The following is a 19,495-nucleotide window of genomic DNA, read 5'->3' on the forward strand; positions in this document are numbered from 1 at the left end:
TCTCCCTTACTTCCACTCGGTAAGTTTTCTCCGCCTTCAGAGCTCCCGCGCCGCACCAGCCCGGCAACGTGAGGCCGCGGAGGTCGATAACCTGAAGCGCGAGCCTCGGCCACCGGTTAGTTCGCGTTGGCATCACCGATAATGCCTCGAAACTCCGTATCCTGCGGTTCGCCGGGTTCTTTCCCAGCTGTGATCGCAGACGGCCCGTATTGAAGCTCCTTCGATCTTTCGAGTTGTTGCTCAATGAGAATGCGATTCGTCTTCTGCAAATCCGCAATGATCAAAATCGTCACAGAGATAATCGAGGCTACGAGCATTGCGGACCCAAAAATTAGGGACTGCACGTGGCCAGCGCCCTCGCCCATCAGGTAGTAGATGAGGAAGCGAATAAACGGGATAAGACCGATGAGGCCTGTTATTCCAGCTGTTAGACCGAGGGGAACGTGCGGCTTGAACATGAGGTACGACCGGATGATGGCCCAACCGGACTTGAACATGTGCTGCCAAATATTCTTGAAGAGCCGTGACTCTCGCGTCTTTGGGTTGGTTCGAATGGGAACCGAGGCAATCTTCAGGCGCTTATTGCCCGCCTGGATAATCGTTTCCATACAGTAGGAAAACTGCGTAACGATATTGAGGCGATAGAGGGCGAGGCGCGAGTAGGCGCGGAATCCCGAGGCCGCATCCGGCAATCGAGTACCCGCGGCGCGGTTGACCACACTCGATCCAAATGCCTGCATTCGCTTCTTGAACCATGAAAACTCAGAGATTTTACTGGTTTGCCGATCTCCGATCGCGATATCGGCCTCACCGCGAAGGAGCGGTTGCACCAAATTGACAATCTCAGCTTGGGGATACTGATTGTCGCCGTCGGTATTCACAACGATATCGGCCCCGTGCGCCAGGGCGTAGTTCGTCCCGTCCAGGAACGAGCGCGCCAGACCTTGATTACGGGCGTGATGCACAAAGTGCTTCACGCCGTGTTCTTTTGCAACTTCGACCGTTCGGTCGGTGGAGCCGTCATTGATGACGAGGATTTCCACCGAATCCACGCCGGGGATCTCACGTGGGATTGTATCGAGAACCACGCCCAACGTCTTCTCTTCATTCAGGCACGGAATCTGGATAAACACCTTCATTTACCTAGCACCTTTCCGGTATGAGACAAATGTTCCCGCTCCCAGGGCGAGCGCCACAATTAGGGAGGCGAGAGAGATTTTCTTACCCAATTCAAAGTGGGGATTCCGGTACGTCAGATCGACGACGTGTTCACCTGCATCGGGCACGAAAATGGCTGACCCGAAATGCTCAGCCGGCACGAGTTCCGTCTTCTGTCCGTCGAGCGTGGCAGACCATCCATCCGTGCGGGTGTTCTCCCCGATCACCAGCCACCCGGAACCATTAGCCGAGAGCCTTATATGCGTATCGTCGCTGTTCGGCTCATCGATCACAAGATCAGCGTGCGAGCCGGCGTCCACTTCGCGGGCGTCTTGCTCACGTTCCAAGACCACCGCGTTGCCCGGGGTTTCGGTGGAGTCCATGACTGCTAGACGCTCGCCGCTATCGGCGACGACAACGGATTCATTAGCCCAGCGAATACGCGGTAGAGCACCATCTCTTTCAAAGGTGAAAGTTCCGTCGTAGTGCACTAGACGCATTCCGATCTCCTCGGAGAAGAGGATCGGCCGCGCCAGGCCCAGCCCGTCTTCATCTAGGCCTACGGTAATCGTTCCACTCGAACCCTCAAGCGAAATCTCCGCCGACCACGACGCGTTGGGGGCAATATCCGCTCCGTTCACGGGAACGATGTAGTACTCATTAATCCCTTCCGCCTTCACCTGGGATTCGGCAAGAATTTCACCTTCCGTACTCACCAGTCGGATATGAAGGACTCCCGGAGCGTCTTCCAAACCGTCGGTTCCCACCATTCTGATCTGGAGCGCATCGACAGGGCCCTCATGCACGGCAGTTTGAATCGAGTTTCCCTCCGATTCCAGAACAGCCGTCGAGTAAAAGTCGGCTACCGATACCGGTTGGATGCGCGCTGATAGTTGCCCTTGGGAAGCAACCACGTGACTGATCGAAAGTCGGTTAGCCGCACCGTGCTCTTCTAAGTGAGCAAATTGGTCGTTATGGAATGAGGTGTAGGTTTTGGAAATAAAGATCGCGGGGTCGATAAGAGAAAGAACTTCTGCATACCGAGGATCCGTGAATTTGTGCCCGGTGGCTGCGCGCAAACCGTAGGCGTCCTGGGTTCCCGTCATCATGGTGTTTTCAATACCAATGAAGCGGTTTCCCTCAAGATTTGCCGCAAGATAGTCGTGGGTGGGAGTTTCTCGATAGAACGAATCCGCATCGGAAAGCGGCCACCAGACCCGGGCGATCGTCGTCGTCGGCCCCGCAATAAGGGCTCCGCACGCGACGATCACCGGCACCCCCGCCCAACGGTTCTCGCTCATCAAGGAGACAACCGCTAAGCAGATGACGACGACGCCGCCGCCAATCACCCATCCCATCCACAGATAGTCCTGGAGTACCAGGGTTGGATCGTGGGGATAAAGCGCCTCTTCCGCCTCCGCGCGCCCCTTAATAACCCTGCTCAAGGCGAAGGCGCAGACCGCGAGGGCCAGGGGCGTACGAATCTGAATCCAGTGATTGGTGCGGAGCCGCCCCCAAGCTTCCGTCCAACGTGCTCGGCCTCCGAAAAGGCTTTGCGCTCCAATAACGGCTAGGACCACCAAACACATATCGATAATCACGCGAAGCCGCCCTAAATGGGAGGTTCCCACCAACGGCATTTTCGCGAGAAACAACGAAACCGCGTCCGCCCCATAGATTCCGATAAGTAGCACCAGGGCAACGATCCCAAAGTACGAGCTACTCCCCCGGCGGAGAGTACGGGAAAACACCAGACCTAGCGCTGCCAGGACGCACACCGCTACCCCCACGTACGAGAACCCTTCAATCCAGTGAACGGGCCAGCGTTCGTAGTCAAAGGTCAGGCCGAAGTAGAAAGGATTGAAGACGGTTGCAAGGAGCGATTGGTCCATGGCATTTGCTCCCTGGGCGCGGAACTCAAAATCGACGTAGTCGAGAGAGAACTGCACAAAGGGCAACATTTGGATTGCCGAGAGGCCGAGTCCGAGGATAAGTCCCAACGCACCGCGCGCGATTGAGAGGAGCGACTCGCGCAGATTCTCCCAGTCGAGAATCCAGCGAAGTAAGAAATAGCCGCCGCACAGGTAAAGCGCGTAGGCCGAGACCGCGGGGAATCCACCCAGTAAAAGCGATGCCACAATCACGCCAAACCACAGACTTGTGCTCCATTTACGCCGGTACACCAGCGCATCCGCAGCCCAAAGAAGCAAGGGAATCATCGCGGCAACGCGGGTCTGCGGCCAGCCGGTCCATGACAGCATAAAGCTTGAACCCATATAGATAAGGGTCGCCAGCGGAACGGTGAAGTGAGCAAAACCCCAGCTTCTGCGCAACAGCAGATAGAACCCAAGGGCGACGGCGATGGTCTCGAATACTTTAACTAAGGCAACCGCGGTACCCGCGGGCGCAATCCACCAACCAATTGAGAGAGGCGAAAAGAGCCCGGTGTTCGGAATTGTGCCGCCCTCGGTTCCCCCGACCTGGTGAGTGTTCCACTGCGGATAGTGGCCATCCTTGGTGGATTCGGTGATGAAGATTGACTCGGGGATGACGCTGTCGAAAACATCCCACTGGCCCGGATTCGGTGGATACGCATCCTGATAATCCGACTGCCAGGGCGCTGCCGTGTTCAAATACTGGGTGGGGGCAAAGACTTTATTGCCCCCAAGACCCGGAAGCACGGTAACTGCTAAAAAAATCAGGACAAAAAGCCAAAGAATCAGGGAAAGGATCCCGTCAGGGCTCAGCAGATCGGAGCGCCAACGATGCCAGCGATCCGCGCGAGGTGGTGTTTCTACCTCCACCCGCGGCTCTTCGAGTCCTTTCGCGCGGTCGCCACTAGTGGCTGGCGGATTAGTTTCCTCCGCGACGTCCTGCATTCTTTTCCCTTCTTTTCGCCCAGCACAAGAGTTTCACCCGGTGCGCGCGAGGGCGCGGCACTCATCTCACCTGGTCAAACATCGACGTGGTAAAACGGCCAAAAAAAGTTTTGTCAAAGTTTAATTAGGTACCCAAGTAGGGTACTAGAAACTTCCCGTTAACTATTAGCGTTCGGGATACCGTCACATTTCAGCCAAAATGTTCCGCTCACCCCTTGCACCCCGAGGCCACGGAGCGGCGCCCTGTTCCAATTGATTACGCGGGCCGCGGCGTCGCCTACCCCTTGAGATATCCGCCAACAAGAGTACAAAACTCGCGGTGACGATTCCAAATGCGGCAAAAACGGCGAAGCGAGGCCCCAGAGGTAAGCCACTCCAACCTCCTCCCTCTAGCTGGGCCCACATCCGCTGAGGAAAACTCCACAGGAAGGACAGCCAAACAGCATAGCTGGCTACCAGGTAAATAATTGCGAGGCCTCTGCCCAAAACGGCTGGCCATAGCCTGCTGGGCTTATTCGCAGCGGATACTCCATCCACGATCGCCGGCGAGACGGCTTGCTTGTCGTTGCCCCGGCGCTCGGCGTCGGCCCGCCGCTCGGCAAGCTCAGCGCGAGCCCAGCGCTCGGCAACCGAAGCGCAGGAGGCTACCAGGAGCGCGAAAACGAGCGGGAAGCTGTAGCGCATTTGCCACATATACCCCGCTTCTGCGTAAACCTGACCAGTCGCAACCACAATTGATAACGGGAAGGCCGCTATACCCGCCGCGAGCGCAAGCTTCAGCCTCAACGATCCGAGCAGGAAGCCGCAAACCAGCGCACCCAGGAACGTGATTTCCGCGAGGTATCGCGCCCAGGCCGGGATTGGGATCGAGGCCCAGGCCAAAATAGAACTCAAATGGAGCTGAAGATGCGAGAGGCTGTCCCCAAATAAAGCAAGGTAATCCGGGCTACCGCTGACGGGAATCGTCGCCTGCGCCACCCAGCGCCACAGGAGCCATATAAGGCAGGCGAGAGTAGCACTACCGAGGAGAATCCAGAACTCGCGGGTCAGTGAGAGACGCTTGAGTCCTCCCACTCCCAGCCACAAACAGAAAATGACGGAAACAATGATTGCCCAGAAGGGGCCAACCGGCCGGCTAAGAATCCACAGAACCAGGAACGGCGCCATCACAATGAGTGCCCGGCGCGCATCTCCCAGCCGGGTGCCTTGAGCGTAAATGTGGATCAGCCGCACGAAAAGAACGGAGTAAACCAGCGCGCAGCCCAATTCGAGCGCCTGCGGATTCAGAACGCTCCCCAGACTTAGCACGGTCGGAAACAAGGTAGCGCACAACAGTGTGGCCGCCCGCGGGCCCCAGGGGTGAATGCGCGCGAGGTTGCCGAGCGCGCATGTTATAAGTGCGCAGAAGAGAATTGCGGAGAGGATTCGTACGCAATATATCGCGGGAGCACCCGAGGCAATCAGCAGGGGCCAGCAGGTCAAAATGTAGTAGAGCGGCGGATAGTTGGCCGCCGTCGTCACCGTTTCGACGAGCGTCGTCCCCGAATTCAGATCGGGTAAATCGCAGACCGCGGGATTTTCCGGGTGGTCGTTCCAGCAGGCCATGTCTCCCGTCGCAAGGTAGCGCGGAGCACTAAGTCCGTCAGATTCCATCGGGCTTTGGCCGGTTACCACCGCGTACCCGTAGAGGAAGTGCGCCTGCTCATCGGGCCCCGCGAAGGGGAACGCCACCACAGACAAACAACTTGTGAGCGCCGCTAAAAGAGCGAAGGTCCACAGATTTCGCCGCCAACGCGGATCACCACCGCTCGCCCCTCGCTTTAGCGCAAGCTTTCGCGATTTCCTCATGGCCTCCCACTTTACGTTCCCCCACCGGTCTCTGGGGCTATCGGCAATTAGCATTCATCACGCTGAGTGTCTCATGTTAGGCCGCGCGCTCATTGCACACTTCGTGAAATATTGCCGGTAGTCTTGGCCCGTGACCACAGAAAGTTTCGATGGGACCGGCTTGGTAGTTCTCATTCCCGCTTGGAATGAGCAAGAGTCCCTACCCTCCGTCCTGCATGAACTCCACGTGTGCGTTCCCAAAGCTGACGTTGTTGTGATCGACGACGGCTCTCGGGATCACACGTCTGAAATTGCCCGAGCCGAAGGCGCCACCGCCCTGACTCTCCCGATCAATATGGGCGTGGGCGGAGCGATGCGAACCGGATATCGCTACGCCTGGCGGGGTGGATACGAACTGGCGGTGCAAGTGGATGCCGATGGGCAACACCGCCCCTCCGATATCGCACGACTCGTGGAGCGCATGCGCGAAACCAATGCCGACTTGGTAATCGGGGCACGGTTTGCGGGCGTCGGAAACTATCGCGTAAAAGGGCCGCGTGCATGGGCGATGTCATTTCTCTCGAGCATCCTCTCACGCATCAATAAAACTAAGCTGACGGACACCACCTCAGGTTTCAAGCTCACTAACCGGCACGCGATTCGCGTATTTTCCGATGAGATGCCGGCCGAATACCTCGGTGACACGATTGAGGCACTCGTGATTGCCGCCAAACACGGCCTGCGCGTTGAGCAGGTGGGCGTTGATATGCGCGAACGGATTGCCGGCCAGCCCTCGCAAAGTCCCTGGAAGTCCGCAAAACTACTACTCCGCGGATTGATCTCGATGGCGGTAGCCGCCTCGCGCCCGCGCGCCAAAGAGTTGAATAAAAAGGAGGAAGGGCGCCAATGAGTGCGTGGATGGTCAGGCTACTTCCGATTATTGCAGCCATTTTCTTTTTGTTTTACTTGGGGTGGATGCTTCGCTCCCGCCGGCTGAAGCAGACGTATCTATATATCTGGTTCATTATCGGGATTGGTCTGCTGGTGATAGCGATCTGGCCCCGCCTCCTGTTCTGGGCCTCGGACCTGCTGGGGTTCCAGCGCGCGTCCAATATGATTTTGGTGGCAGCGTCCTTCATCCTGCTCATTATTTCCATTCAGCTTTCCACGGCTGTATCCGGATTGCAGGAAGACCGGCGGCGCCTTGTCGAAGAAATTGCTATTCTCGATGCGCGGGTGCTCGCCCTCGAACAGACCCGCGCCGGCGAAGGGCAACCCCAGCCCGGCACCGCCTCCGACGCCTCCGAGAACCCTTCACCGCAACCCACTGCCTAAGCGCTTTTCGCTTCGGGCCCGGAGAAATCAGCTACTCGCTATTCCCAACCGGGCCGAACGAGTGGCGCAGAAGCGCGCGCAATGCGTCGGCGTTTTTGAGGCGCAACGCCTTGGGAACCAGGGAGAGGGCATGCGCCCGCGAGGTGGCATAGAGCCCGGCGGCTCGCCGCGATTTCTTCCAGCCGCGTTTCTTGATCTCTTTGCCGACGCGCGCAAAATAATCGCGCTCTTCCGCAAACCGTGAGCCGTCAAGCAGCTTGACCGAAGAGACCGATTCGTCGTGGCGCCGATACCGGAATGTAACGTCCGGAAGCACCAGAAGCGTTCCGCCGGCCAACAAAATATCGATGACGACCCCAAGGTCGAGGACCACGTCGTACCCATCGCGGAAAGGCGTGGCGGAAATCGTCTCCCGCTTGAAAGTCAAGGAGGGCCAGTACAGCCAATCCCCTACCAGAAGGCGCGAAGCAGCCTCATCCCCGCGCAAGAGCACCGGACCCTGCGCCGTCGAGGGACGCAAAAGGTACTTAATACGATCGGCTAAATTCCACCGGACCCGGCCGTTGGAACCAATGGTTTCCACATTCGGCTGGATAATGTCCGCTTCCGGATGCTCGCGTATCGCCCGTTCCATACCAGATACGTAGTTGGGTAGTAAAACATCATCGCTCCCCATCACCATCAGGTAGTCGGAGGTAGCTAGCTCCACGGACTTTTCAAAATTACCCGCGACGCCGAGGTTCTCTTCGTTGACCATGTACGTGATTCGCGGATCGTCCAGTCGCTCAAAGTATTCGGGAACGGATGGATCACCGTACCGGTCATCAATAACGACCAGCCGCCAATTATCGCTGTCTTGAGCTAGAACCGATTCAACCGTCTGGAAAAGATAGGCCGGTTCTCCCCAGTAGGGAAGCATAATGTCAAAAGTCATCGACGTTCCTTTATCTCATGAATGCAGCGAACGAGCATTGCGCGCGAGGCGAGGGCTTGGCGCACGCCGCGCGGTTTGGAGGGCGAGGCGTTATCCTCGTGGAATCGGCGCAAGACCGTGCGCTCTTCACGGTGAATCATCTGCCCGCACAGATTTGCGTACAGTGCGATCCATAAATCGTGCGATTCCGAGAGGAATGCCGGGAACGGGAGTAAGCCGTCTTCCACCAACTCGCGCCGAAATCCCATGGCGCAACCGTAGTAGGGCATATTTCCCGCCAGAATTCCGAGTACGTTGCGGTGGTTATGGTTCGACGACGCCGCCGTTAGGCTCCAATCCTTTTGGCCGTAGGGTCCGGGAATGACCGCGGGCCCACCGAGGGTTGCCAGATTAGAAGCCACGGCTCCCCCGTCTTGCCCCAGCACTTCCCGCAAGATCTGCACGTGATCATCGGTCCATACGTCATCCTGATCCGAAAGCAAGATGTATCTGCCGTGGGAAGCGCGAATTGCCTGCTCGAATGTGCGCACGTAACCGTAGTTCACCTGGCGGGCGATCACCTGCACTCTTGGATCGTGTTCCGCGTACTGGCGCAAAACTTCGACGGTTCCATCCGTCGAGCAATCGTCAACGGCCACGATTTCGTCGTCGTCACCCAACTGAGAAAGGATCGAGTCCAGTTGCTCGGCCAGATATTTTTCCCCGTTATAGGTGGCCATGCACACGCTGACGTCCGTCATACTCGCCTTCCTTTCACTCGCGTAAGGTTATCTTCGTCAAAACCCAACTTTATACGGCATGACCGCTCCTGGCCGCCATAAAAGGAGGCACACCATGACCACGGTCGAACACTCGGATCAGGATTCGTCCCGCAGCTCCAACGTAACGGCGGTCGCCGGTAGCGCCATCGTTGCCGCATTAGCGGGTTTCTTCCTCACCGTGGTTTCCGCCCGTAGCCTCAACCTCGCAGACAACGCGGCTTTCCTTGTTTTCTGGTCTGCTTTCTCCGCTATCACGGCGGTCCTATCAGGGATTCAGAACGAAACCACGCGGGCGGTCCGCCGCGCTTTTATTGCAGGAACCGAAACGCAAGAACGTAGCGAACGCCGCACCCGGCTCTTCCTTCTGATCGGCATGATCTCTCTGGCTGGTGTCCTGCTGGTTCTTGCCCTTATTCCGGCCTGGAATGCGATCTTCGGACCGCGAGTGAATCTTTTCGCCGCCGTCTGCGGGCTCGTCATCGTCGCCGCGGCCTACCCGGTCCACCTGGCGACGGTCGGTTCCCTCGCTGGGCTCAACAGCTGGAACCTTTTTGCTCTCCTCTCCGCCGCCGAGCCCATGGTACGTCTGATCCTTGCATTGATCGTGGGGTTTGCGGGCACGGGACTAGTGGGTTTCTACTTCGGTGTCACTTTGGCAACTCTCACCTGGGTTCTTTTCGGCATCTTCCCCCTCGTGCGTAAAGCCTGGCGGGTCGATGTTCCCCTCGGCTGGCGCGAGCTTGCGAGCCGTATGTTGCAGGCGATGGCCGCTACCGCTTTTTCCGCGGTGCTCATTAATGGCTTCCCCATTCTTATGAGCCTGACGACCGATCCGGTGGTCTACTCATCGGCGGCGCCGCTCGTAACGGCGGTGTCGGTGACCCGCGCACCGCTCCTTATGCCGTTAGTGGCCTTCCAGTCAATGATTATTACCGCGTTCGTTGACCATCCCGAAAGGGCCGGGGCAGCAATGGGCAAGCTTGCAGCCGCTATCGGGATGATTGCGGTAGCGGGCGGAATCGCCGCCTACTTCCTCGGCCCCTGGCTGATGCGCTTCATTTACGGGGCGAACTACGAGGTTGGCGGGGTTACCCTCGGCCTACTGGTTCTCGCCGCCGCATGCCTTGCTCTCCTCATGCTTGGCGGGGCGATTGCCCTCGCACTGGATCTGCACCGCTGGAATATGGCGGGATGGGCCATCGCCGTGGTCATTGCGGTTCTGTGCATGCTCGGCCCCTGGAGCCTCCCGGTGAGAACTATTCTTGGTCTTGTAGCCGGTCCGCTGTGCGGTAGCGCCGTACACTACACGGCGATTTACCGAACGCTGGCGGTCCGAGCTCGTGTAGCGTAGAACCTGATCGGCGCGGAGGCGCGCCTTCTTTACAGCATCTGTTGCGGAGAACTTTTGGAAAGGAAAACCATGCGCGTACTTGTTACAGGTGGTGCCGGTTTCATCGGAGCCAATTTTGTTCATCAGACCGTGGAGCACTTCCCGGACGCGGACGTCGTCGTCCTCGATAAGCTCACGTACGCGGGTAACCCCAAGTCGATTGAGGGGCTGGACCGCGTGGAACTGGTGGTTGGTGACATTGCCGATGCGGACACCGTTGATCCCCTGGTGAAGGATGCCGACGTCGTCGTGAACTTCGCCGCGGAGTCCCACAATGACAATTCGCTGCTGGATCCTTCGCCCTTCATTCGCTCCAATATCGTGGGCACGTTTACGCTTCTCGAAGCGTGCCGGCGCCACGGAACGCGCTTGCACCATATTTCTACCGATGAGGTCTACGGCGACCTCGAGATTGGCGAGGACCGGAAGTTCGAGGCCGGTGACCCCTACGTGCCGTCGTCGCCTTACTCGGCATCCAAGGCATCGTCGGATCTGCTGGTACGCGCGTGGGTGCGCTCCTTTGGAGTCGAAGCAACGATTTCTAACTGCTCCAATAACTACGGCCCCTACCAGCACGTGGAGAAGCTCATCCCCCGTACAATCACGAACCTCATCGACGGCATCCGCCCGCGCGTGTATGGCACCGGCGAGCAGATCCGCGACTGGATCCACGTCATCGACCACAATCTGGCGGTATGGGAGATCATCAACAAGGGCCGCATTGGCGAGACCTACCTCATTGGGGCCAATGGCGAGCTCAACAACCTCCAGGTGATCCAAATGATCAACGAGGAATTCGGCCGCGACGCTAACGATTTCGACCACGTGGCGGACCGCCCGGGCCACGATCAGCGCTACGCCATTGATAACAGCAAGCTGGTTGCGGAAACCGGCTGGCAGCCAAAGTTCCAGAGCTTTAAGGAAGGCCTGCACCAGACCGTTGAATGGTACAAGGCGAACGAAGACTGGTGGCGTCCGGCGAAGGAAGCCGTGGAGGCCAAGTACCGCAAGTCGGGCCACTAAAGGCCAGCCGGGCGAAGCGGGATGCTGAAACCCCGGCGATGACCGAAAACTGTAGCTCGAGGTGTGGGTGCGCAAAAATGCGTACCCACACCTCTTTTTAATCACATTTAGCCTTTTGCCGCGCCTACCCGGGCGTGATATGAACACATATGTCGGCACTCGACAATTTAAGGTTTGAAGATGAAAAAATCATGTTTTGCACAAGGCTTGGTAGGAGGGATCGCACTCGCGCTGGTGGGCACCCAGCTCGGCGCTCCCGCGCAGGCCTCCGCTGATCCGCTGTCACCCGACCGGATCTACGAGAACGTCTACCATTTCAAGAATTCACTTTCCACCGGGATCGCGGATTTCGCCATTCGCTACGGTGACGAGAACGACGTCGCACTGGTTGGAGACTGGGACGGCAATAACACCGACACTCTTATGCTCCGCCGCGGAAATACCTTCCTCGGAATTAATGAGCACGCCACCGGAAATGCGGACTTTGTGTTCAAATACGGGGATGCTGGAGATGCGGTACTGGTGGGTGACTGGGACGGTGACGGCGTCGACACGATGATGGTGCGCCGCGGAAACACCTTCTTTGTTAAAAACGACCTAGAAACCGGAACCGCCGAATATGAATTCAAATACGGGGATGCCGGAGATGCCGTACTGGTAGGCGACTGGGACGGCGACGGCGTCGACACGATCATGGTGCGCCGCGGAAACACCTTCTTTGTTAAAAACAACCTAAAAACCGGAACCGCCGAATATGAATTCAAATACGGGGACGCCGGAGATGCCGTACTGGTAGGCGACTGGGACGGCGATAGCGTGGATACCATTACGATCCGCCGCGGTAACCGCTACCACGTGAGCAATAGGCTCCGCACCGGGATCGCGGAATGGAATTTTGCCTACGGCGACAGCGAGGATGCAACCTACGCCGGAGACTGGAACGGCGACGGAAAGTATTCGCTGCTGGTGCGCCACAGCCACCCGCGGCCCCGGCCCGTTCCCGCAGTCGACTCGGGCGGCACCCCGGTGATGGTCTATGGGACGCTGCGAACCGGCCAGGCAGCCGAATACGTGGTGCGCGGAACCTACAGCTCCAACACCGTGGCACGCGCTCCCCACCTGGAACTCTGGCTCACCTACAACAATCCGCTCTACCGCGTATGGCCGTGGGCCATTCCGGGAAACCAGGGCATGGTTGGCGAGGTACTTACCTTCCCGCATGCCACCTATAACGCCATGATTAACAAAATGGATCGCTGGGAGGGATACGTTCCGGGGCGCTCCCCTTCGCGGATGAACTACACCCGCGAGATCGTGGAAACTGACGCGGGCCCCGCTTACGTTTACGTCGCTACCCCCTGGCGTCAGGCTCAGGCAAAGCGCAACGGCCATATCGTCGCAACTGGAGATTTCACGAGGTACTAAAAATGAAGAAACAACGTCATACTCTTCTCGTTTTGGCCGCTCTGGGCCTGGCTTTGCCCGTGTTTTCCGGATGCTCGCAAGCCGACGCGGAAAACCCCTACCCCGATCCCATTCCGGCAGCTTCTTCGGCTCCGGCTGAGGGGCTTTTGCCCGAATCGCCCACTTCGCAGACCCCCGCGGATCCGGCCGTTGAAACCGCCCCCGGTGGGGATGTTATTGCCGAAGTGGGAGCTCCCATTGGCCTTTCGGTAGAAGACGGCACCAAATCAGTCTTCGAGTTGACCGTGAATGAAATGTACCTAGCCTCCACCTGCCCGTCGAAACTCGACGGTAGCGATGTGAGCCCCGAGAATGGCAAGTTCTTGGTCGCTGACGTCACCGCTTCGCTCGCGCCCGATTACGCGGAGCGGGAGCCCGATGCGCCGTTTCTGACGGTGGATCGCGATGCCTGGTACATCACCAATACCGCCGGGGTTATCGAAGAGGGCACTCTGACGGTCAAAGCCTACGAATGCTTCGGTGATAGTGAGGCGATCCAGCCCTTCGTGAATCCCGGCGAAACAGTGTCCGGAAAGATCGCGCTCGATACCGCGCTTGAGCACGGGTACCTTCACTACAACCCGTTCGGGGTACCCGGCTCCGGCTGGCGCTGGTCTTTCTAGGAGCTATCCTCGGCTACGCCGGGCTTCTTCACCCCTTAGTAGCAAAGCTCGCACGACTTTCCAAAAACTGGTGGCTCGGCCCCGCGCTCGCCTCCAGGCACGATGTGTGGCCCCCGGCGGAACCGGGGGCCCCATCTCTTTACAGTGCCCTCAGGATGAAAGGTCTTTAGCGGCGTACCGCGAGGGTGTCATTACCGTCCCCGTCCCAATCGCCAATCAGGATGGTATCGGTGACTTCGCCGTAGGGTCTGATCAGGTCAGCTTTCGCGCTACGCATGGTGTAGAGCACGTGATAGACGTTTCCACGCCTCACCACGAAGGTATCGGCCTTTGTGCGCGGGTTGAATTTACCCGAGTAAACCACATCGCCTGGGTCGCCATAGGTGATCTCGTAGTTGGCCTTCCCGGTGGACATCGAGTTGCGGATAAAGAAGCGATTGCCGCGCCGCACCGCGAAGGTATCGGTGCCATTGCCGTCCCAATCGCCGACCAGGATCTCATCCCCCGGGTTTCCGTAGGTAATAACGCGGTCAGCAACCCCGGTGTGAACATCGTTCTTGATGTAGAACTGGTTGCCGCGACGCACCACGAAGGTATCGACGCCATCACCATTCCAGTCACCCACGAGCACCTCGTCACCCGGATCTCCGTAAGCAATGTCGTAGCTACTGGGAACCGAGCCATTGGTGAGCTGATTGCGGATATAGAAAACATTGCCGCTACGTACCGCAACGCCATCCTTGCCATCGCCGTCAAAATCACCGGCGTAGGCATCCATTTGGCGGGTTCCGTAGCCCATCTCAATTTGCCCGTGCGGGCCCCATCCATTATTGAAATAGAAGGTGGGGGAATTCTTGATCGCGGGTAGCACCGGGCCGTTATTCGGGGCTGTCGGTTGCGGCACTACCGGTTGCGGCGCACTCTGGGTGGGCGTGGGGCTCACCTTTGGCGCGTTTTGCGAGAGTCGCTGATAGGTCTGCACAGCCCGGTTAGTCACTTGGTCGAGCTTGTTGTAGATCAGTCCCGGGCACTGCGTTGTGGATACATCCCGATGCCCGATAATTCGCGGCATTTTATCGCCGGCGCGATACTTGGTCGAGCTGTTCTTATCGGGGATCGTCATGTTCGTTACGCCGCGCGGATTGATGCCCGCGATTGCGAATCTCCACCCCGCGACGTCGCCTACCGCGTTGAGAATGGTCTGCGAAGGCGTGTGCGTTCCGGTGAAGGTGCCCAGCACCGAAACTCCCATGGTTCCGGTGTTTCGGGGGCGCGCGTGGCCGCCAACCACCATCTTGTCGTCGTCGGAAGCGAGGGTGCCCGAACGGCCCTCCCACTTTCCACCGTATTTATCGACGACGACGTTGTACCCAATATCGCCCCATTCCCTGGTTTCGGCGTGATACCGGTAAATACCCTGGATAACGCGAGGAACTTCGGCCTGGGTGTAAGTATTCGGTCCGGCGGTGTGATGAACGATAACGCCCTCAAACTTCGCGTACTCGCGCGGCCAGGCCATCTTCTTTTCATCAGCACCCCACGCGGAACGCGGCTGGATGCCGCCATTACCAATCGCACTTGCCCGGACTCGGGCCACCGGCAAAACTTGCCCCAGCCCGGCCTTGGCGATTTGGGGCTGGTTGCCCTGTGCCTTGTTGGCGGCCAACGGAGCGCTACCGGTCTGAATGCTAGAAAGAGCGGAGGCTGGCGAGAAAACGGTCGCCTGCCCGCTCGGCTGCGCTGCCTCGGAAGGCTCGGGATTCACGCTTTCATCGGTTTCTGTTCCCGGCTCAGGTTCCACCTCGGGCACCGCATCCGGATCGGCCTCCACGGTTTTACCGTCCGGGTCGTAAGCAATTTCAACTCGCAGGCCCGCCGGGAGCGAACCGTTGCCGCGGCTAATTCGCACCTGAATTGCGGTGGAGTTTCCCGAAACGTAGTACTCGGTACCCGGCCTCTCGGATTCAAACTGCGATTCGGCATCAACCTCGTACCAGTCGGACCACTGATCGCCGTCGAGCGTGCGCATTTCCACCGCGGAGCCGTCCGGGAGGTCACCTCCCTGGTTCCAAGTAACGCCCGCTACCGCAAATGGGTCTTTGAGAGCAATGGGATCGGTCAAAACCGCATAGGCGTCGTCTAACTCGAGGTGCTCGCCCTCGGTTCGAAGCAGATTGAGTTTGCGAACCATTGGCGCGGCGCTCGCGCTCGCTTTAGCCTGCGCCAGGCCAGAGCGCGCTACCTCAGTTTCATTTCCCCGCTGATCCGTCAGGGTTACCGTGACGCCGCCGGGAACATCATTTCCAGCCTGAGCCAGGCCAAATGAGGCCGGAATCGCCACCGCAATTGCCAGCGCGCCAACGGCCAGCGCTCTGCCCATTGTTTTCACCATAGAAACCTCCAAAGTGAAACAGTACGTGAAAAACTCATTTATCACATAGTCCTTATGCGTCACATAATTCTTATTTACCTCATACTTCACATTTGTCACAAAAGTCCCAACCTTTTCCGGGACTCGCCGTTCCCGGATTTTGGCCGGTTTTGGCCGTAAACTTGGGGGAATACCACGGCCCGGAAGATTGAAGGGTAATTCTTATGAAAATTGCAGTGATCGGACTTGGTTACGTCGGCCTCGCCAATGCGGTGCTTCTGGCGCAGAAGCATGAAGTGCGGGGCGCGGATCTCAACCAGTCGAAGGTTGACCTGATTAATCAGGGCGTCTCCCCCATTAAGGACGCGGAGATCGCGGATTTTCTTGCCAACCGGCAACTGCACCTTGAAGCCACCACCGAGAACCCGCAGGCCATGGAAGGCGCGGAAACCATTGTTATTGCCACCCCCACCAACTATGACGAAATTGCGAACCAGTTCGACACTTCGTCGGTCGATGCCACCATCGCCCAGGCTCAGGAGATCAATCCCGAGGCGATTATCGTCATTAAATCCACGATTCCAATTGGGTACACGGCCGTCCAGCACCAGAAGTACCCGCAGGCAAAAATTGTTTTCAGCCCGGAGTTTCTGCGCGAAGGCAAGGCGCTTTACGATAACCTCCACCCCTCGCGTATTGTGGTTTCCGGGCACGAAGAGAGCGCACGGCTCTTTGGCAAGCTTCTCCAAGAGGGTGCCGAAGAGAAGGACGTTCCAGTGCTCTTCACCAATACGAACGAGGCGGAAGCCATCAAGCTTTTTTCCAATACCTATCTAGCTATGCGGGTGGCGTTTTTCAACGAACTCGATTCCTACGCGCTCTCCCACGGCTTCAATTCGCGTCAAATCATTGACGGGGTGGGCCTAGACCCGCGCATTGGTGGCCACTACAACAACCCCAGCTTTGGCTACGGCGGCTACTGCCTCCCCAAGGACACTAAGGAGCTACGGGCCAATTTCGAAGGCGTGCCACAAAACCTCATCTCCGCCATCGTCGATTCAAACGACACCCGCATCGCCTACCTTGCCGAACATGTGGCCCGGAAGGGCTACCGCGCGGTTGGTATCTACAAAATCGCCATGAAATCCGGCTCAGACAATCATCGCGCTTCCGCCACCCTCAAGCTGGCGCACAAAATTGCCGATCACGGCATTAACGTCATTATTTTTGACCCACACCTTAGCGGCGAGGAAATCGACGGCTTCCCCATTGCACAAAACTGGGAGAAGTTCACCTCGCGGGTGGAGGCAATCGTGACGAACCGACTCGATCCCGATATGCCGGCCACAACACAACCGGTTTTGACCCGAGACATCTTCAGCCGGGATTAGAACCTACTTGCCGCGGGTGAGGAAAGCGGCGCGCGCACGCAACCCGGCGCGGCAAGCCCAGCGAAGCGGCGCGAGGAGCGGCCCTGCATACACCCCATCCAGGTAGTGTGCCGCCGATTTGTGGTGGGCGCAGATCATTGCCTCGGGCCGCTCGCGCCAGGAAGCCCCCTGGTCATGGACTACCCGCGCCTGCGGCACAAAGACAGACTCCCATCCCGCGTGCGCCAGATCCTCCCCCAGCTCCACATCTTCAAAGAACATGAAATAGGACTCATCAAAGCCCTCAATTTGTTCGAAGGCTTCGCGGCGCAACATGAGGCAAGCACCGGAAAGCCAGTCCACGGTATGCGCTCGGGCGATGTCAGCATTGGCGCGGTAGGCGCGGGTCCAAGGATTTTCGGGCCAAATATCGGCAAAGAGCGCGTGCCCGACGCCGGAGGAGACGCGCGGGAAGCTACGCGCCGAAGGGTAAACCTCGCCCTCCGGGGTTTCAATTAGCGGCCCGAAGGCGCCACCTTTGGGCCAGCGAGAAGCTTCTTCTATGAGCGCATCGAGGCATCCGGGCCGTAGCTCCACATCAGGATTAATCACAAAAAGCCAGCGCCCCGAAAAACCCTCAGCACCGAGGTTCGCAGCTCTTCCGTACCCGAGGTTCTCACCTGGGCAGAGATAGGTTGCGTCATATTTGGCCGCCACCTCATGCGCCAGCGCGTGCTCCTCCCCGTTATCAACAATGACGAACTCGTATTCGTCTCCGAGCGCATTGCGCAGGGATTGAGCGAACTTCTCCAACTCTGTGCCGGGGTTATAGGCCACCGTGATGACGCGTATATTCACGCGCCAAGCCTAACGCTCCGCGGCTCGCGGCACACTCTGCGCGCGCCCGTAACCCTCACCTCCGGGTATCTGCGCACCGTGGAATAAGACTCAAGATTGACACGCCCGCCGTAAACCCTCAGTCGCTAACCGTATGATGTACGCGTGGTTATTTCGAACAGGGCTCCAGCTCACCTCCTAGGCAAGCGCCGGGGAGGTTTCGTAGTACGTTCCATCGGCCTCGTGCTACTCGCAGCCGTCCTCTGCCTCACCAGCGCATTTGGCTATGCCTGGGTCAGGTATCAAGGTAACCTCACCGCGGCCGATATTTCCGATCTCCTCGATCCGAATCCGCAGGATGATGAAGACTCCGGCCTGCGCGATATTAGTGCCGGCCAACCGCTCACTTTCCTTGTTCTCGGCTCCGATGTGCGAGAGGGAGACTCGGATGTTGATGGGTCAGGCGCCAGCGGCGAAATCACCGGTATGCGCGCAGATACGACGATGATCGTGCACATTTCCGCGGATCGCCAGCGTATTGACGTCGTCTCCATTCCCCGTGACACTCTGGTCGACATCCCCTCCTGTATTGTCCGCACCGCGGATAATAAAACGACCACCACCAAGGAAAAGCCGAACGGAATGTTCAACTCGGCTTTTGCGATTGGCGGGCAAACCGGGGACGTCGGCTCGGCGGCCGCCTGCACTATGCGCACTCTTCAGCAAGAGATGGGGCTGAACTTCAACGGCTATATCGTGGTCGATTTCGCCTCGTTCGTTAAGAGCGTGGACGCGATTGGCGGGGTACCCATGTACTTTGAGGAATCGCTTCACGATAAGTACGCCGGCCTGAATATTGAAGCCGGATGCCGCCTGCTCGATGGCAAGCAGGCGCTCGCACTCGCCCGCGCCCGCAAACAGGTGGGCGACGGCTCGGATATTTCGCGTATCGGTCGCCAGCAGGAACTCGTTATGGCCGTGGCGCAAGAGGTGCTTTCTTCCAATCTCCTCACCGACGCACCGAGCCTTCTCAAAGTCGTCGACGCCGTCTCCCAGTCGGTGAATGTTTCCTCCAGCTTGGGGCAGTTGACCACCATCGCCGGGCTTGCCAATTCTCTGCGCGGCGTGAGCGCGCAAAACATTCACTTCGCCACCATGCCTTGGGATCCAGCCGGATCGCGCGTCACCGTTAATCCCACTGCCGACTACATTTGGTGGGCTATCAATCATGACGTCCCCTTCGAGGTTTATGACGAGAACGGATTCCCGCGCGCGCGTAAGCCCGAGGGCTACACCTCCCCCGCGCAGGGCAACTCGCCCTCCGAAGCAAGCGCAACGCCGAGCGCGCCTGGCGGGTCGGCCACCGAACCGGCAGGCGAGCCAAATAACCACGAAACGGCCACCAATACCAGTTCTGAGGCGCCGGAGGTTTCCGGATCCGCCACCCCGGGGCAGCCCGCTTCGCCTTCGCCTTCCGTACCCGTTTGCACTCGCGGCAACGCGATTCCAGCTAGTTAGGGCTC

The 19,495-nt window shown here is 58.4% G+C and carries 15 protein-coding genes; 8 read left to right on the plus strand and 7 right to left on the minus strand.

The window, feature by feature from the left end:
- Positions 1-116: 116 nt before the first annotated feature.
- The 3 genes from BN2664_RS04390 to BN2664_RS04400 form a co-directional block, all read right to left on the minus strand.
- Positions 117-1,139, minus strand: a complete 1,023-nt coding sequence (locus BN2664_RS04390; protein ID WP_007001420.1) for a glycosyltransferase family 2 protein — start codon at positions 1,137-1,139, stop codon at positions 117-119.
- The gene (locus BN2664_RS04395; RefSeq protein WP_007001419.1) at positions 1,140-4,037 is read right to left on the minus strand and encodes a glycosyltransferase family protein; all 2,898 of its coding nucleotides are present in this window, start codon (positions 4,035-4,037) and stop codon (positions 1,140-1,142) included. It abuts the gene before it with no gap.
- Between the two features lie 183 nt (positions 4,038-4,220).
- Positions 4,221-5,885: a DUF2142 domain-containing protein gene (locus BN2664_RS04400; RefSeq protein ID WP_040317009.1), complete on the minus strand. Its 1,665-nt coding sequence runs from the start codon at positions 5,883-5,885 to the stop codon at positions 4,221-4,223.
- A 130-nt stretch (positions 5,886-6,015) separates the two neighbouring features.
- On the opposite strand from BN2664_RS04400, the gene BN2664_RS04405 reads away from it, so the two are divergent.
- Both BN2664_RS04405 and BN2664_RS04410 read left to right on the plus strand, forming a co-directional pair.
- Positions 6,016-6,774, plus strand: a complete 759-nt coding sequence (locus BN2664_RS04405) for a glycosyltransferase family 2 protein (protein WP_007001417.1) — start codon at positions 6,016-6,018, stop codon at positions 6,772-6,774.
- Positions 6,771-7,199, plus strand: coding sequence for a DUF2304 domain-containing protein (locus BN2664_RS04410; RefSeq protein WP_007001416.1), 429 nt, complete (start codon positions 6,771-6,773; stop codon positions 7,197-7,199). Before BN2664_RS04405 ends, BN2664_RS04410 begins: the two co-directional genes overlap by 4 nt.
- A 31-nt stretch (positions 7,200-7,230) precedes the next feature.
- Here BN2664_RS04410 and BN2664_RS04415 read toward each other — a convergent pair whose 3' ends face one another.
- On the minus strand, positions 7,231-8,133 hold the full coding sequence (locus BN2664_RS04415) for a glycosyltransferase family 2 protein (protein ID WP_007001415.1): 903 nt from the start codon (positions 8,131-8,133) through the stop codon (positions 7,231-7,233).
- A complete protein-coding gene (locus tag BN2664_RS04420) occupies positions 8,130-8,873 on the minus strand; it encodes a glycosyltransferase (RefSeq protein ID WP_007001414.1) in 744 nt (247 codons plus the stop codon). Before BN2664_RS04420 ends, BN2664_RS04415 begins: the two co-directional genes overlap by 4 nt.
- Positions 8,874-8,967: 94 nt before the next feature.
- On the opposite strand from BN2664_RS04420, the gene BN2664_RS04425 reads away from it, so the two are divergent.
- From BN2664_RS04425 to BN2664_RS04440, 4 genes are all read left to right on the plus strand, one after another.
- A complete protein-coding gene (locus tag BN2664_RS04425; RefSeq protein WP_007001413.1) occupies positions 8,968-10,245 on the plus strand; it encodes an MATE family efflux transporter in 1,278 nt (425 codons plus the stop codon).
- A 69-nt stretch (positions 10,246-10,314) separates the two neighbouring features.
- On the plus strand, positions 10,315-11,307 hold the full coding sequence (rfbB, locus tag BN2664_RS04430) for a dTDP-glucose 4,6-dehydratase (RefSeq protein ID WP_007001412.1): 993 nt from the start codon (positions 10,315-10,317) through the stop codon (positions 11,305-11,307).
- A gap of 180 nt (positions 11,308-11,487) precedes the next feature.
- Positions 11,488-12,732: a gamma-glutamylcyclotransferase gene (locus tag BN2664_RS04435; protein ID WP_082628264.1), complete on the plus strand. Its 1,245-nt coding sequence runs from the start codon at positions 11,488-11,490 to the stop codon at positions 12,730-12,732.
- 2 nt (positions 12,733-12,734) lie between these two features.
- A complete protein-coding gene (locus BN2664_RS04440) occupies positions 12,735-13,394 on the plus strand; it encodes a hypothetical protein (RefSeq protein ID WP_007001409.1) in 660 nt (219 codons plus the stop codon).
- A gap of 166 nt (positions 13,395-13,560) precedes the next feature.
- On the opposite strand, the gene BN2664_RS04445 is transcribed toward BN2664_RS04440, so the two are convergent.
- Complete coding sequence (locus BN2664_RS04445; RefSeq protein ID WP_155856503.1) at positions 13,561-15,786, minus strand: N-acetylmuramoyl-L-alanine amidase; 2,226 nt, start codon at positions 15,784-15,786, stop codon at positions 13,561-13,563.
- A 203-nt stretch (positions 15,787-15,989) separates the two neighbouring features.
- On the opposite strand from BN2664_RS04445, the gene BN2664_RS04450 reads away from it, so the two are divergent.
- The gene (locus BN2664_RS04450; protein WP_007001407.1) at positions 15,990-17,156 is read left to right on the plus strand and encodes a nucleotide sugar dehydrogenase; all 1,167 of its coding nucleotides are present in this window, start codon (positions 15,990-15,992) and stop codon (positions 17,154-17,156) included.
- A gap of 3 nt (positions 17,157-17,159) precedes the next feature.
- Here the strand turns inward: BN2664_RS04450 and BN2664_RS04455 are convergent, their stop codons facing one another.
- Positions 17,160-17,993 (minus strand): glycosyltransferase family 2 protein, encoded by an 834-nt coding sequence (locus tag BN2664_RS04455; protein WP_007001406.1) that lies wholly within the window; start codon positions 17,991-17,993, stop codon positions 17,160-17,162.
- A gap of 222 nt (positions 17,994-18,215) precedes the next feature.
- Between BN2664_RS04455 and BN2664_RS04460 the strand changes: the two genes are divergently transcribed.
- Positions 18,216-19,490, plus strand: a complete 1,275-nt coding sequence (locus BN2664_RS04460) for an LCP family protein (protein WP_007001405.1) — start codon at positions 18,216-18,218, stop codon at positions 19,488-19,490.
- The last annotated feature ends 5 nt before the right edge of the window (positions 19,491-19,495 follow it).

This window comes from Actinobaculum massiliense (genome assembly GCF_001457435.1).
GTDB classification, from domain to species: domain Bacteria; phylum Actinomycetota; class Actinomycetes; order Actinomycetales; family Actinomycetaceae; genus Actinobaculum; species Actinobaculum massiliense.

Coding starts and splice junctions, on each gene's coding strand:
- BN2664_RS04390 (WP_007001420.1), bottom strand. CDS start 1,139: ATGAAGGTGTTTATCCAGATTCCGTGCCTGAATGAAGAGAAGACGTTG.
- BN2664_RS04395 (WP_007001419.1), bottom strand. CDS start 4,037: ATGCAGGACGTCGCGGAGGAAACTAATCCGCCAGCCACTAGTGGCGAC.
- BN2664_RS04400 (WP_040317009.1), bottom strand. CDS start 5,885: ATGAGGAAATCGCGAAAGCTTGCGCTAAAGCGAGGGGCGAGCGGTGGT.
- BN2664_RS04410 (WP_007001416.1), top strand. CDS start 6,771: ATGAGTGCGTGGATGGTCAGGCTACTTCCGATTATTGCAGCCATTTTC.
- BN2664_RS04415 (WP_007001415.1), bottom strand. CDS start 8,133: ATGACTTTTGACATTATGCTTCCCTACTGGGGAGAACCGGCCTATCTT.
- BN2664_RS04420 (WP_007001414.1), bottom strand. CDS start 8,873: ATGACGGACGTCAGCGTGTGCATGGCCACCTATAACGGGGAAAAATAT.
- BN2664_RS04425 (WP_007001413.1), top strand. CDS start 8,968: ATGACCACGGTCGAACACTCGGATCAGGATTCGTCCCGCAGCTCCAAC.
- rfbB (WP_007001412.1), top strand. CDS start 10,315: ATGCGCGTACTTGTTACAGGTGGTGCCGGTTTCATCGGAGCCAATTTT.
- BN2664_RS04435 (WP_082628264.1), top strand. CDS start 11,488: ATGAAAAAATCATGTTTTGCACAAGGCTTGGTAGGAGGGATCGCACTC.
- BN2664_RS04440 (WP_007001409.1), top strand. CDS start 12,735: ATGAAGAAACAACGTCATACTCTTCTCGTTTTGGCCGCTCTGGGCCTG.
- BN2664_RS04445 (WP_155856503.1), bottom strand. CDS start 15,786: ATGGTGAAAACAATGGGCAGAGCGCTGGCCGTTGGCGCGCTGGCAATT.
- BN2664_RS04450 (WP_007001407.1), top strand. CDS start 15,990: ATGAAAATTGCAGTGATCGGACTTGGTTACGTCGGCCTCGCCAATGCG.